The sequence below is a fragment of the Vibrio sp. 1078-1 genome, assembly GCF_033340475.1.
In genome coordinates this window covers 16,174-30,902 of the sequence record NZ_JAWOWM010000012.1, presented here as the reverse complement: position 1 = coordinate 30,902, position 14,729 = coordinate 16,174, and the positions used below count along the sequence as shown (strand labels likewise).

14 protein-coding genes and 1 pseudogene are annotated in these 14,729 nt (G+C 42.2%); 3 read left to right on the top strand and 12 right to left on the bottom strand.

What is annotated here, in order from left to right:
• The first annotated feature begins 59 nt into the window (after positions 1-59).
• The 3 genes from R7190_RS19125 (at position 60) to R7190_RS19115 (ending at position 5,517) form a co-directional block, all read left to right on the top strand.
• The gene (locus R7190_RS19125) at positions 60-1,715 is read left to right on the top strand and encodes a hypothetical protein (protein ID WP_186584970.1); all 1,656 of its coding nucleotides are present in this window, start codon (positions 60-62) and stop codon (positions 1,713-1,715) included.
• Between the two features lie 209 nt (positions 1,716-1,924).
• Positions 1,925-3,964, top strand: coding sequence for a carboxylesterase family protein (locus tag R7190_RS19120; protein WP_318137587.1), 2,040 nt, complete (start codon positions 1,925-1,927; stop codon positions 3,962-3,964).
• A gap of 101 nt (positions 3,965-4,065) precedes the next feature.
• On the top strand, positions 4,066-5,517 hold the full coding sequence (locus tag R7190_RS19115; RefSeq protein ID WP_130546142.1) for a phospholipase D family protein: 1,452 nt from the start codon (positions 4,066-4,068) through the stop codon (positions 5,515-5,517).
• A gap of 58 nt (positions 5,518-5,575) precedes the next feature.
• Here R7190_RS19115 and R7190_RS19110 read toward each other — a convergent pair whose 3' ends face one another.
• From R7190_RS19110 to R7190_RS19055, 12 genes and pseudogenes are all read right to left on the bottom strand, one after another.
• Entirely contained in the window at positions 5,576-7,234 is a 1,659-nt protein-coding gene (locus R7190_RS19110) for an autotransporter assembly complex protein TamA (protein ID WP_250157698.1), read from the bottom strand.
• A 336-nt stretch (positions 7,235-7,570) separates the two neighbouring features.
• Positions 7,571-8,035 carry a DUF2846 domain-containing protein gene (locus tag R7190_RS19105; protein WP_005377099.1) on the bottom strand — a complete coding sequence of 155 codons (465 nt, stop codon included), beginning with the start codon at positions 8,033-8,035 and terminating at the stop codon, positions 7,571-7,573.
• Between the two features lie 169 nt (positions 8,036-8,204).
• A complete protein-coding gene (locus tag R7190_RS19100) occupies positions 8,205-8,831 on the bottom strand; it encodes a LysE family translocator (protein WP_186584964.1) in 627 nt (208 codons plus the stop codon).
• A gap of 326 nt (positions 8,832-9,157) precedes the next feature.
• Positions 9,158-9,784, bottom strand: coding sequence for a LysE family translocator (locus tag R7190_RS19095; protein WP_042523838.1), 627 nt, complete (start codon positions 9,782-9,784; stop codon positions 9,158-9,160).
• A 129-nt stretch (positions 9,785-9,913) separates the two neighbouring features.
• A complete protein-coding gene (locus R7190_RS19090; protein ID WP_017821465.1) occupies positions 9,914-10,267 on the bottom strand; it encodes a DUF1428 domain-containing protein in 354 nt (117 codons plus the stop codon).
• A gap of 97 nt (positions 10,268-10,364) precedes the next feature.
• The gene (locus R7190_RS19085; RefSeq protein WP_186584962.1) at positions 10,365-10,970 is read right to left on the bottom strand and encodes a hypothetical protein; all 606 of its coding nucleotides are present in this window, start codon (positions 10,968-10,970) and stop codon (positions 10,365-10,367) included.
• A gap of 81 nt (positions 10,971-11,051) precedes the next feature.
• Positions 11,052-11,348: an antibiotic biosynthesis monooxygenase family protein gene (locus R7190_RS19080; protein WP_033907479.1), complete on the bottom strand. Its 297-nt coding sequence runs from the start codon at positions 11,346-11,348 to the stop codon at positions 11,052-11,054.
• A gap of 143 nt (positions 11,349-11,491) precedes the next feature.
• Positions 11,492-11,778: pseudogene (locus R7190_RS19075) on the bottom strand (putative quinol monooxygenase).
• A 138-nt stretch (positions 11,779-11,916) separates the two neighbouring features.
• Positions 11,917-12,558: an alanine--tRNA ligase-related protein gene (locus R7190_RS19070; RefSeq protein WP_186584960.1), complete on the bottom strand. Its 642-nt coding sequence runs from the start codon at positions 12,556-12,558 to the stop codon at positions 11,917-11,919.
• Between the two features lie 142 nt (positions 12,559-12,700).
• Positions 12,701-13,246, bottom strand: a complete 546-nt coding sequence (locus R7190_RS19065; protein WP_186584958.1) for a GNAT family N-acetyltransferase — start codon at positions 13,244-13,246, stop codon at positions 12,701-12,703.
• A 253-nt stretch (positions 13,247-13,499) separates the two neighbouring features.
• Positions 13,500-14,063 (bottom strand): sugar O-acetyltransferase, encoded by a 564-nt coding sequence (locus R7190_RS19060; RefSeq protein WP_005389307.1) that lies wholly within the window; start codon positions 14,061-14,063, stop codon positions 13,500-13,502.
• 131 nt (positions 14,064-14,194) lie between these two features.
• Positions 14,195-14,608 carry an RDD family protein gene (locus R7190_RS19055; protein ID WP_031778951.1) on the bottom strand — a complete coding sequence of 138 codons (414 nt, stop codon included), beginning with the start codon at positions 14,606-14,608 and terminating at the stop codon, positions 14,195-14,197.
• Positions 14,609-14,729: the final 121 nt, after the last annotated feature.

Here is a 14,729-nt window from a genome sequence, read left to right as displayed (position 1 = left end):
AGTGACACATTAACTGTCTGAGTCTCGAAGGTTTGAGACTATTCAGAGTGGAAACTGTCATGAGTTTTTTTGAATTACGCGCCGGCAAGACGTCTTCTCTTACTGTGCTCGCGAGCGCACTAATGCTTACTACCCCCACTTTTGGCTTCGCCGCTGAAGAGACGACGACCTACAACGAAGTAATCGAGCAAGGCCGAGCACTGTTCGACAAATACGGTATCAGTCATGATTTACCAAAACTGGCCATCAGCTCTCTAGTTCAAGGCGAGCATTTGGTCGAGCATGCCCACCGAAGTGTTAAAATCGGTGATAGCGTTCGCGATTCGTCCGTCTACTTGGTTAAGAACACCGATAACAAAGGCAACATTGATCTGCGTATCAAGTACAACCCTGAACAACTCGATGAAAATGAAAAAGTACTTGATGAGATCGAAGCTTTCACACGAACAGAATACCGCCTTCGAAACTACGCGGAGAGTTTTGATCCGTCATCAGTAAGAGCAAAAGAGGATCAGAACGGTAATGTAATCATCAGCTTCAATTACTCAAAATACGGTCTTCCTCAAGATATCGCCTACTTTCGCTTTTTAAGCGTTGATATTGAGTTGGTTAATGGTGAACCGAAACGTATGGTCATTACCAACGATAAACCGTTCACACATCACAACTACCAAGTGGATTCTTACGATCAAGAGATCCTCTTCCAGAAATTAACATCAGGCAAAATTGCGATTGCCAGCAAAAACACCAAGATAGTTGGTTCAAAGAAAAATAAACCACTCGAAATGATGAGTAGCGTAAAACCGGTAGCGATTTATGAAGATAAGCTTGGCGTGCAAGTACTAGACGAACAACGCTTGAATGAGGTCTCTGATCCACGCATGCAAGAAGCCAGTGTTAAGCTAGACCGAGTTTTTCCTTTAATGGGTGATATGGTGCGTCGTCAAGGTATCGATTTGCCTCTGCCGTTTGGTGTGTCGCTAGCGTATCGAAATCAAGATATGAATATTCCATTTAATGATTTCACGATTGAAGGCATCGGCCTTAATGAACTGTTTGATCCAGAAGACAGTGTCGGCATCGTGAGTGCTGAGAGCATGACGCTTCGTGGCGATGTAAACATCCTGCCATTTTGGAATGTATTTGGTTACATCGGAAAAGTTAATGTCGATGCCAATGTTGATGCCGCCTACACGGGTGAAGGTGGCCAGTACATAAAAGATAAGCTGAACGATAAACTGCCAGGATTAGGTGATAAGTTTTGCGATGGTTTATCTGCACTTTGTAGTCGCGGACGCTTAGACGTGCCGCTGCATTTGGAATATGACCTTCGTGGTATAGGTACAACCCTTTCGGTTGGCTATAAAGAGTTCTTTGCTTCTGTCACTGGTACCTATTCGCAAACTCGCTTAAAGGGCTTAGATGATTGGGGCGATGGTATTGTTACTGTACAGCCGATGTTGGGTTATCAACTTGTCGATTATCGCACGCAGTTCTTTGTCGGAGCAGAATATCAAGGACTGGACGCTCGAATGGACGGGCATGTAAAAAGTGGTGATATCGAATTCGATTACGACATTGGTGTAGATCTTAATCAATGGGCGTTTTTGACTGGTTTCAATAAGCAAATCGGCAAAAACTACAACCTGACCTTTCTCTATAACAAAGGGGAAACTCGAGAGTCAGTAACCTTAAATCTTGGTTACCGTTTCTAGCTCTCATAAAGAGCCCGCCCCTAGACGATGGTAGGACTGCATCCTACAAAGGCGATTACTGAAACTGTCGCCGATGTCCTACCATTTGAGCCATCAATACAACAAGCCATCCAACCATTCACGGATTAATGCCAAAGCGTCAGGACGTCGCTTGTTAGATGCCGTTTAACATTTTCGGTGTACGCACCAAATGACTTTTGGACATAACAATGACTTTACTCAATCGCTCAACTTTAGCCATTACCATCACTCTTGCCTTAGCAGCTTGCAGTGATGACTCTGGTAAACCTAGCGTTCCTAACGGCCCGAAGCCACTACAACCCTTACCACCAGAGCAAATCGCTTTGGAAATTGGCGATGCAACCATTCAAGCGACCAAAGAGTCCCTTGTCATCACACCGCTTGATGCGGATGAAAAACTGGCAGCGGTAGAGGCGTTCAAAGGTATCCAATTTGCGCAAGCAGACCGCTTTAAGCACAGCCTTGTAGCCCCACTTGAAGGCGATATTGATGCGACTCAGTTCGGTGATGCGTGTCCGCAATTAAAAACCACGACTCAAACGCAGTCAGAAAATTGTTTGAACCTAAACATTTGGCGACCAACCGGGACAGAAGCGTACGCAGATTTGCCAGTGTATGTCTTTATTCACGGTGGAGACTTTGAATACGGCGCGGGCTCAGAACCGCTGATTCATGGTGATATGGTGGTTGCACAAGGTGCTGACGATGGTAACCCGTTTATTGCAGTTACTTTTAACTATCGCTTGGGCTTGTTGGGCAGTGTTTGGGTCGATGGTTTGGACAACCCAGAGGGCGGTAACTTTGGCCTAGGCGATCAAAAACACGCGCTTGAATGGGTTCAACAAAACATAGAGGCATTCGGCGGCAATCCGCAAAACGTGACACTCATGGGTCAAGGTGCGGGTGCCATGTCTGTGGGAATTTTACAGCAATCAAAAGGCGATGCTGCAATCGCAGGTGAGCACTTTCAACGTGCCATCATGCAAAGCAACGCTTACGGCTTTGAATATAAAAGTTACGATGTTGCCAAGAGCCAAAGACCAGAGCAAAGCGTTGAAGATCTTGCGTTACTGCCACTTGAAGAGGTTATGAAGGTACAGAGCGAGATGCTTGACCCTATTCAACGTCTTAAGAACTGGGTACTGACCGCCGCGAATATTCCGGTTATAAGCCCAACACGCGACAACAGCCCATTAGCTACGTTGATGCCATTTTCGCCTTACATCGAGCATCGCCCACCAGCGTTTCTAGTGAAAGAAGTACCGGGCTATCACTTTACTGAACAAGCGATTGAGAGTGAATGGATCGTACCGACGGTAATTGGCTCAAACAGTGCAGAAAGCAATACTCTGGGCATGCTGCCGAGCCTGACATTTTTGATCCCAACTATTATTGAAATCTTGGGCCAAGAAGCGCCAGAAATCATTGAAAGTGGTGACGAAACCTTAATCGTCGAATACATGGTTGAGTGGCTAGAATCGGAAACGAACTTAAACCGTTTACGTGCTGAATATCGTTCATTACTCAGCGATTCAGCTTCAATTGAACTCGATCTTTCTGACTTATTTGAACTGCTACCTAGCACCGCTTATGAGGCGATGACTAAGTTGTTCTTCGGTTTGGGGAACTCCGATTCAACCACGGAGTTACTTGCTCTGACTGACTTCTTCCCTAACGATGAAAGCGAACTGAATGGCGCGGCCAAAAACATGCAGCAATTCAAAACCACGTTGCATGATTTGCTCTTCACGGGTCCAAACCGTCATAAAGTTTCAACTGAAGAAGCAACAGGAGCGACGCCAAGCTTCTACTACTTTGACTACAAACCCGGATTCAACGTATGGACTTACAACACCAAAGGTGAAAATGGCGATCTTGACGTTGGTGATTTACTCAAGAGCATCAGTTGTATTGTGGGCGCTTGTAATGCATCGGAATTACCATTTGTGTTTAACAAGGCATTAAAGCTTGATGGTTCAAGTGTTCGCCCGGATAGCAAAGACAAAGCAATGATGAACGAGCTCTCTCGTATGTGGTTTAGCGAACGTTTATTTGAAGACTTCCAATACAACAGCGCGACTGACCGAGTATTGCTGATCGATAACGATGGCGGTATTCAATCCACACAAGATTGGGACAATGCTCATCACTCAGGCATCGATCCAAAACTGCGCCAAGGTCGCCTCAACGGTCTCGAGGAACTTGGGCTGATTCTGAGTCACATGTAACGTTATCTTCAGTTACTAAAAACTCGTTACCAAATACCTAAAAGCCAGTTCACTGGCTTTTTTCATCCTTATTCCTTGAACATCATTAGGAAGGTTTACTCATGTTTCCTAACGCCCTTCGTGCCCTGCTACTCTTTATCTTCAGCGCACTATTGGTTGGCTGTGCCCAGCCCTACCCGCAAGTTGAACCGGATTTTGAAGCCAATTGGCAAACTACTCAGCATCAAGCCGAAGTTTACTTAATTCCTACCGCTCCAGAAGCCTTTGCGCGTCGCGTTGAACTGGTTAGAAATGCTCAGCAAAGCATCGATATGACTTATTTTTCTTGGGAGAGTGACGCGCTTGGTTTGATGCTACTCAATGAACTCAAGCAAGCAGCAGATCGAGGCGTGCAAATTCGACTCACTCTCGATGATCTATTGGTTTTTAACGAGAAATGGCTTGCTGATCTCAGCGCTCACGACAACATTCAAATTCGTTTATTCAATCCGTTTGATTCACGTAAGTCAGGTTGGATTGGTCGCGCCGTCAACTTCTCTACTCATCAACAACGTTTGGACAATCGTCTGCACGAGAAGTACTTCAACGTTGACCATCAATGGATGATTCTAGGTGGACGTAACATTGGCGACGACTATTTTGGTTACAGCCGCAAAGCCAACTTCTTTGATATGGATGTCTTGTTCAAAGGCAGCATTATTCGAACGTTCGACCAGAACTACCAACAACTTTGGGACAGCGAGCATGTTACGCCGATAGAAAACATCGTTAACGTTACCCCAAACTATTCCGCGTTTACTGAAGCGCTTAATAAAGGTGAGAAAGACAAAAGCATCATTCTGGCGGAAGTTGAAAAACAAGTTAAGCAACTGACCAGTCCCGACTTCATCGCTGCGCAAGTCACCCCCGTTTTCGACTCATTAAACAAGTTAGCAAACAACAAACCCTACTTTAGAAAACGTGCAGAACACCAAGTTTGGCAACAAATAACCACTGCATCCAAAGCAGTGATATCAACGCCTTACGTGGTACCGAGTGATGGTGAATTTGCCTTTATTGATACCTTGATGGAGCAAAAAGCGGACATCACGTTAATGACGAACTCGTCTGCCTCTAATGATTCTGGCTTTATTCCGGCTTATTACGAGGAGCATCGCCAAACCTTGTTGGATAAGGGCGTTCATATACTAGAGTACAAAAACCAAGCGAAAAATGATGACCATTACTTCCATGCAGATACTTATTATCACAACAAGACGGTGATACTCGATGATCGGCTGACTTATATCGGCTCATCAAACTTCGACCCAAGATCGGATTTCCTCAATGTGGAATTTGGTGTGTTGGTCCAAAGCGAAGCTTTTGCAGAACATGTCATGCACTACTTAACTCGACAACAAGATGAACTGTTTTGGCAAGTATCTCGAGATAGACAAGGCCAAACTCAGTGGCAATCAATGAATGAGATCCATACTAAGAATCCAAACTATGGTGGATGGCATAAGGCGCCTAACTGGATATTCAAGAAACTGAATGGTGAGTTCGAACTCTAAACAATCAAGACTTAAAAAGGCTCTCTATCTGCAAGGATGAGAGCCTTTTTAATGCCCGCTAAAACTGCGTGCCTAGCGAAAAGTGAACGCGGAATTGGTCTCCTTGAGGAGCATCTAAACCGTAAGCAAAATCCACTTTGACGGGCACGTATTTTGAGCTCCATATCAAACTCAACCCTGTACCGCTTTTCCAATCCACCCTATCGTTGAAGGCATCACCGACATCATAAAATGCCCCAAGCCACAATTGGCGGTAGACCTGATATTGATATTCCAGCCCAGCAGTAAACATGTAACGAGCACCGGTTAAATCGCCATTTTCATCTCTCGGAGAGATAGACTCATAACCATAACCACGAAGATTGCCATCACCTCCCGCAAAGAAACGTAATGATGATGGAATATCGCTCAAAGTGTCAGCGACATTAATGCCAACATTAGAACGAAAGTGAAACTTGTGTTTTTCACTAATGTCCCAAGACAGAACACTATTGCCCTCAATACGTAGCAAACGAGAATCCGAGAAAAAATTGGGGTCTGAGTATTCCAATGAGTAGACGTGACGGTGCTTTACTTCTAATTGATCGTTCTTACGATCAAGCAGTGAAAATGTCACCCCCGGTAATAACAACTGTGATTCGTTATTCTCCGACGCTTGTCGATAACTCTCTTGCAAATAACGAACGTGCATGGTGCTTTGCCAATCACTGTCTAACTGCCAGTGTTTTTCAAACGATAAATCATTAGAAAAACTCGATGTGTCTCGATAGTCGACATGCTTAGATTCAAACTGAATCCCGTAGTAATCCGTTAGAACATTTTGTGTGGGAATTTTGTAACCAAGTAATAGCGATTGTTCCGGTTTGGAAGCGTACGCTTGTGCCTCAAAACTGTGTCCACGTGCGTTATACCAAGGCTTGCTCCAATTCAGCGAAGCGCGTAACCCCAAGTCTGTCGAATACCCACCGCCGACTTGCACAATATTGCGTGAATTCGGCTCTGCTAGCACTTCTATCGGCACCTTATGACCATCGGATACCTCCTCGAAATCCGCTTTCACAATCACACTGCGAAACCAATCAGTACTGGAGAGATCGGCCTGATATTGACTCAATTTCACAGTGTCAAAATCGTCGCCCCACTCAAATGTTCTCATCGCTTCTATTCGAGCCGTTTCGATACCCGACGTAAGAACAGAGAGCTCTCCAAATTGGTAACGAGAACCACTAGAGAAATGCAGATTCACATGGGCTTGATTCAAACTTGGAATGACTTCCAAAGACGATTCGATAAAACGTCCATCTAAATAACCTTTTTGCTGAGCCAATGAAATCAAGTTTCGTTTTAGCGTGTCGTACTCAGAATGAAGCAACGGCTGCCCTTGTTTAAGTTGAGCTTGATTAATTAGTTCGATGAAATCTTGATCATTACTGGCCTCTCCCGACACAGCAAGATTAGATGTTTTGACCAACATCACCTCCCCCGCGTCAACCTCAAGCGTGATGAGATCATTCTCTGATCTCTGAACATTGAGCTCGGAATGATAGTAGCCATAAGGGTTTAACGCATTATTAACCATCTGCGTTAGTCGATTTGAGGTAATGTTTGAAACAGAGAGTTTCGTTAGTGGTGTAAGGTGACTTTCAAGATTTTTCTCTAATATTGGTGTTAGCCCTTTGATTTTAAATTGCGCTCCGAGTGCATGATGTAAAGGCATAGAAGCTAAAACTGATATACCTATTATTTGTTTAATGAGAGGAGACACACCGCTACCTAGTTTAGCAATACACTCGACAAGGTTAATGATGGAATGGCATATCTGTTAATCGCGTTTGTAGGATTGCTCCCTACGAAATCCTCTCGAAAATTCACGTTTCACAAGTAGATTCTTTGAACAATAAGTGGGCTCAAGCTAGGAGGTGGCAAATCATGCGGTCTGAAATAGGTATACTGTTTGCCAAAAATACAAAACCCAACGCTGAATGGATCTCATCAAGCGTTGGGTTACATTGATAATGTGTTTTTTAATCTAAAAAGCGGTCTGTTTGTAAAACTAGATCGAAGAACAGTTTCCTTTTTCTGCCATGTCGACTTTTAGTACTTCTGCTTTACCTTTGCTTTCGTCTACGAGTTCTACGCCCGCACCACCAACAAATACACCCATTTTAATGTATTGATTAACGAAATAATTACGGCCCTCTTCCGTTAAGATAGTTAAGTGATTTTCAGAAAACTCAGACTCTGTACTTACTTGATGTTCTTTATTGCCTTCGACCTCATGGTAGAAAAACACACCAGGAGCGGTTTCACCAATACATTCCCCATCGACGTAAACATACTTTTTAAGTGCTGCTCCGACAAAAGCGTCTTCTCGATAAATGTAAATCCCTGCGTTCCCCTTTTGAGGTGCTTCAAATGATTTCATTTGATTTGATACTGTCGAATCAACAGTAGGAACAGAAGCACAACCTGACAAACCCAAAAGGAATGCGGAACACAGAATTACTTTATTTTTCATGTTATTAACCTAGCTACGATAAAATCGCGCCAACCATACTATAAATAAATACGTTCACTTATTGGTATTTTTGAAATTTGTGATTCAACCTATGCAATAACACTCATTTAGCGTATAGGTTGAGCAAACCTTAGCCATATAATAATCACGAGAATAAAATGCCCTGTATCTAACGATCACTAAATACCACTTTACTCGCTAGACTGATAAGTAGAATACCTGAAACACCTTCAAGAGTTCTTGAATAACGCTGAGAGTGTGGACGACTAAATACCCAATTACCCACAGATGCGTACAAAACGTTACATGTCGTCGCAAGTACGCTGAACAGCAAGCCAAGTACTAATAATTGCATTGATGTTGAGCTTGCAGACGTATCAATAAATTGAGGCAGAAACGAGAGAAAGAATAGCGCTACTTTGGGATTCAAGACGCTGACGATAACCCCCTGAACAAACACATTTTTATTATTATCAACATTTTTGTTTTCAACGATTTTATTTTCTCCACGCCACATAGACAGTAATGACTGAACACCTAAATAAACTAGGTAAGCGGCCCCTAACCATTTAACAACGCTAAAAGCCAAAGATGAACTCAGAATTATTGCTGACAAACCTAAACATGCCGCTAGTGTATGAAAAAAGTAACCAACACCAAGTCCCAGAGCCGCTTTCAGCCCAGCAGATAATTTACCTTTCATTGTATTGGAAACAATATAAATTACATCAGGTCCAGGAATCATGTTGATAGCGAGACAAGCGACAACAAATAATAATAGTGAGTTTGAATCCATTCTTTTCTCCAAATTAACGTCTTGCGGGATAACATTTCATCGAACTACAAGTAATGCAACGTCCAGGTTTCAATTGGTTATATTTCGTATTAACAACACGTTACTAAACTACAGCACTGCGCGAAGAGCACAATCATGAACAGTGATACGAATTAAATTATGGGCCTTTGTTAGCCCTTTGAATGATAATATTTAGCATCATTGGGTTGTAAGCTTTTTCTAGCCAGCAGCTCTTATGGAAGTTAACAAATCGGCTACTTAGTATACTTAATAGACCGTCAAATCAGATAGATTATCTATTCTTATTTCTTCAAGCCTTTTGTGCTTCATTTTCCTGCCTCACTAAGCAGCAACTTAATACTTGCTACACCAAAAAATAACGCGAACACGCCTTCAAAAACTGCTTTGGATCTGAGATAGGTTTGTCTGACCTTTTTATGCGCGAAAAGAAAAGCATAGCCAAAGAAAACCAAAGCACTAACCAGCCCCACAACAAAAATGACCGACAACAATTCCAACGGACTGGCCTTAGGAGGAACCCCTATCGAATAAAGCGCACCGAAAAACAGAATAGCCTTTGGGTTAGTTAAGTGAATTAACACTCCGGTTAAGTAGTTACCCTTCTTTGTCGTTACGTATGTTTTGGGTAACTTTAGCTGCTCGATGTTGCAGGCTGAATGTACAGACTTTAAAGCCAAATATAAAAGATAAAATGCCCCACAATATCTAAGAATTTCAAAAAGCCAAACATTGCTATAGAGTATGGTTGCGAGACCAAAAGCGGCTGAGGTTGACCAAAATAAAGACCCCGTTAAAACACCTGCAGCCAAATACCCACCAAAGCGCCGACCGTGGTTCATTGACGTGCCTGCTATCGCAAGAGTTGCAGGTCCGGGGCTAGCGATGGCAGCGATAGCTGATACGACAATCAGTGAATAATTTATCTCTTCCATTTTTACTCTAAGCCTCCAAATGGAGTTTTATCAACACTTATCGCAGAATAGTCTATTGAACGTACATCAGAAGCGTAATACTGATTAAAACACCAAGTGTCACGAATCGAGTTGAGATTCTTTGGTATTTTACTGCTCCAAAATAACATCAAATCCGCCATAAATGAGACGCTTTCCATCAAAGGGCATTGGGTTATTATCTGGACTCATTCGAGGATCACCCATGATCCGCTGCCACCCTGAGTCCCGAACTTCTTTTGAAGGCCAGACTACCCACGAAAACACAACGGTTTCGTTGCTTTCAGCGTTAACTGCCATGGGAAATGATGTGATCTCACCATCTGGTACTTCACTCCCCCACGTCTCAACAACCTTTAAGGCCCCAAACTCCCTGAACATTTCTGCTGCTATTTTTGCGTGTGCGATATACTTTTCTTTATTCGCTGTCGGTACTGCAGCGACAAACCCATCAATGTATGACATAAGTAAACTCCTTTCATTGGAGTTATAACCATAGCTCAATAAAAAGAATGCACATGATGCCAAACCATAGAAACAGGTACGTAATACAGCTTGAGAGCTACATTCCTAGCTTGGACTTTATATGCATATTTGAAAGGTATGTGTTTGGATCAAGCTTGGTTAGCATATTTATAATCTCCAAAACACTCGAATACTCAATACGTTCCTCTTCAGCATGCCCGATCCCACCTATTGTAAAGTGAGTAAAGCGGTAATCACGATAAACGTTTTGCAGCTGGCTAGAAATATCTTTGAGTAATCTTTTACTGAGGGCGAATGCAGGGTATTCACTACTTTCTGAAAGCTCTGCTGTAGAGCCAATAGATACAATATTGCATTTATCGTTAAGTGAACCTAAAGCGTTAAGCTCATTGACTAAATTAAGATACCCAATCGGGCCAACATTCATAAACTCAATCAGTTCGCTTGTTGTCAATTCTGAAGACTCTCCCCACATCGACGCCAAATAAACGATGATGTCAAACTCTACACCTTTGAAGCACGTGTAATCTGGTTTTTTATCGGGATCAACGTCAATACAAACAGAAACTACTCCATCCTCAACTAGCTTTGATCTAGAAATCGTATAAATTTCTGTACCCTGTAAGTTCGTAGCCAAAAACCTTCCTAGCCCCTTACTACCTCCAACAATTAAAATCTGCATAACCCTATTCCTTGGTTAAGGTTGTCTTTCATATTGTCCGCCAAACTGTTCATTAGGTATCACTTTAACGTTTCTATTGCCCTACTTAGTTCTATCTTCAATTTCATCGAATGGTTCAACTGAAATACGCTCTGCAATTTCACTCATCTTCTTCATTTTTTCTGGGTTACTAGTTCCCCAAAACCGCTCCCAGTCTTCACGTGTTCGCCACTTGGCAATAGTTAAAACCTTTTCCGGTACATCGTAAGAACGAAGCATAAAACTACCAAGCGCCCCTTCTACTGACTGATGAATTGAATCTGTCGTCGAACGCCATATATTTTGAAACTCATCCATTTTTTCACTTGGCACACGCCATTCATACACAACTCTAAACATAACACTTCCATTAAAATTTCTAGATTTAATACGGCAAAGTATTAAGAACACTAAGCCAGGTGAATAGCTGAATAAAGCAACATAGTAGAGCGTAGAGCAACATGAAAAGCAAAGTGTAAACGCTCTAAATCACTCCGATTCGATTAGTCATGCACACATTCAAAGATTTCGTATTGCCGTTTAACATTGGCTGTTACTTTCCCCAATGTGAGGCTTGAACTCTTTCCTGATGTTGTTTAAAAGAGGCTTTGTCGACGAACTCCTCATAGACATCAAAACGAAACGGATTAGTCGAGCTTTGAGTCACAAGAAAACTAAGGCAGCCCGGCTCTTCTAACGTGAGCCTTTTGTGAGTTATTAACGCATGTTTTACTAATTCTAGATCCTTTTCCGGAACTAAAATAAAGCCTTTCAATGTAACTTTCGACATATCATCCTCTCGCCCCTGTAACCTTTCGTTAAGAAGTAGCCAACACGCCCTCAATCTCAACCATCATATCGCAAATGTGAATCTCACCATGAATTAAAATGCCACGTGTTAGGAATCTATTTCTAATGCCCTATCGACTTACGAGCATAAGGTTATCTCTACCCTTTCTTTGCCTTTACCGATGTTCTTGCGTTTTAATTGAATTTGGCCGACTTCTGATGTGCGTTTTAAATGAGTGCCACCGCAAGGTACTTGCGCAAACCCATCCACTCTCCAATACCTTCTTTCACTCTCTTGATCGGAAAAGTCACTAATAATAACTGAATCAGAGTTAATCAAATCTTGAACATCAGTTTCAATTTCTTTCAATAACGGACCAATATTTTCAGACCACTCGAAATCTATGCGACTCTTATTTTCAGAAATATGCGCGCCTATCTTAACAATGCCTTCCCGACGCAGATAAAACATCTCGAGCACCACTTCAGCCGCAAAGTGTAGCTTCATTAAGGCGTATCTACGCTTCCAATCAATACTCGTAGTTACAATGTCACCAAGAGTAAAATTTGGAGAGGATTCCAATGTGTAAATAAGTCGAGCACCTAACTTTTGAGCAATCAAAACCGGAATACCATTAATCGTTCCTTTATCACTCTCTTGGCCTCCAGACTCTGCAAAGAAGATAGTCTGGTCCAATTCAACCTTATTTCCGTCTACATTGGTCACTCTTGAGTTAAGTTCTGTTTGGTAGGGATTAACCCAAAATAATTTCTCGCTCATGCTGCTATCCTTGCAGTAAGTCCTATCCTTGATAGTACATTCAGTGACCACCAAGTCAATTCAAGAAACCTCGCCGTCAAGTGTAAGGCTGTGTATTGAGTACGAGCAGGCTAGATCTATTAGATGCTTTTAAGGCTGGGTACTAAACGCTGTCCAGGGGTTTAGCTAACAACCCGTAAATTGCTGAATCTGAGACTACTCCATTCACTTCCCAACGCTGCCTTAGGAAACCTTCCTTTATAAAACCTAACCGTTCCAAGACTTTACCTGAAGAAGCATTGTCTGGATCTATCTCAGTCTCGATTCGACGTAGATTCAGTGTTTTGAATGCGTGTTCGATTAATGCAGTTCCCGCCTCTAATACAATGCCTTTACCCCAGAAATGACGACTAACGCCAAAGCCAATTTCTGCGCGCCTAGACTCTTTCACGTAATTAAACAGCATTATCTTACCCAGAAGTTGGCCATTGCTCTTTAGGAAGATGCCTAGTGTCACTTCTGTATTGCTATTCATGGCCTGTGTACTCTTGGCTATAAATGTCCGCGCTTCTTCAATTGAAACCCAAGGGCCAGAGTTCCAATATTTCATGACCTCATGGTCTGAGAAGATGTCAAACAATTCGCTTGCATCATCTTCAACTAGCTCTCTTAGAATTAATCGTTCCGTTTCAATCTTTGTTACTAACATTTTGGGGTCAGCCTTTTGGTTTGTTATTGGTGACGAAAATCCAATAAAAGTGTGAGACACGTAATACAAATGATTTCGTATGAGACTTTTAAACAAGCTCAACGCACGGTAAAAGCACTACGTGTAACGACTCTATATTGAAGCAAATTTTAGACATTCAAGTGCGTCAACAAGTAACCGTTAAACGCATCAAAGCTTGGGGTGAGTTGATCATAAATCCTAAACTCAGGCTCAAAATAGTCCATATACTTTATTATCGCTTAGTGACGATTTCCTTCAGTACTCTGGCTGGGTTGCCACCAACAACGACATTGTCTCCAAAACTCTTTGTAACGACTGCGCCAGAGGCTACCACCACGTTGTTCCCAAGTGTTACGCCAGGGTTGATTACGGCATGGCCACCTATCCAACAATTGTCACCAATGTTTATGGGCTTTGCTAGCTCTAAACCACTGTTCCTCTCGATAGGATCTAAGGGATGAGTCGCAGTATAAATGCCAACTTGAGGCCCAAGTAAACAGTTATCACCAAACTTAACTTCCGCAACATCCAAAATCACACAACCAAAATTAGCGTAAAAATTATCTCCAACGTGAATGTTGGATCCGTAGTCGCAATTGAAAGAAGATTCAACATGAATATCGTCACCTGTTGTGCCGAACAAGCGCTTGGTTATTTGAACTCGCTTTTGTTTATGCTCAACAGACGTGGCATTCAATTTTTCAGTTAGTAACCTAGCGCTCAACCTTAACTTTAATAACTCTTCATCACTTGGGTCATAAAGCTCACCTGCTAACATTTTCTCTTTTTCTGACATAAAACTTGGACTCCAATACCAATTTTCTTACAACGCTACATTAAGTATGTGAGTAACGCTACCTCCTAAGCGAGGCTGTTCCACCACGAAAACAAAGCCCGACTTGAACCCTAGTCCTCAGCGCTATCAATTTAGTGCACTACCACCACCGTTCTCACTAACTTATCACCGAGACGTTGCCTCTTTTTACCAAGAATGAAAATTGAGTCAATAAAACCGAAGAATGGAGTAATAACATTTCGAAAGAGCGACTGAAAAATATTGCACTTTTTACCCGTTCTTGCACTTATAACTGCAATGCCCAAAAGTTTTTTACCCACACTTTGACCATTTGGTAAACAATCAGAAAAAAGGTAATACGATACAGTCGCAGTTACTGCTGTAGCGCGCACAAGCTCTTTTTCAATACCGATTTCTAAGCCGACCCATAAAACGAGAGTAAAAATGCTAAAACTGACAAAAAGATCAATCATTTGTCCAACACACCTAACTCCCGGACTAGCCAAAACGTAATTTTCTAGAGTAAATTTTTCTGCATTTTTCATTTTAAAATTTGGACTAACAATTGCTTATTGGTGAACTAACATTATTGAGACAGTAACATCCCCACTAAACCTAATCCATACTTCCGCAGAGCACGGTCGAACCTGATTTTTCTATCTTTTC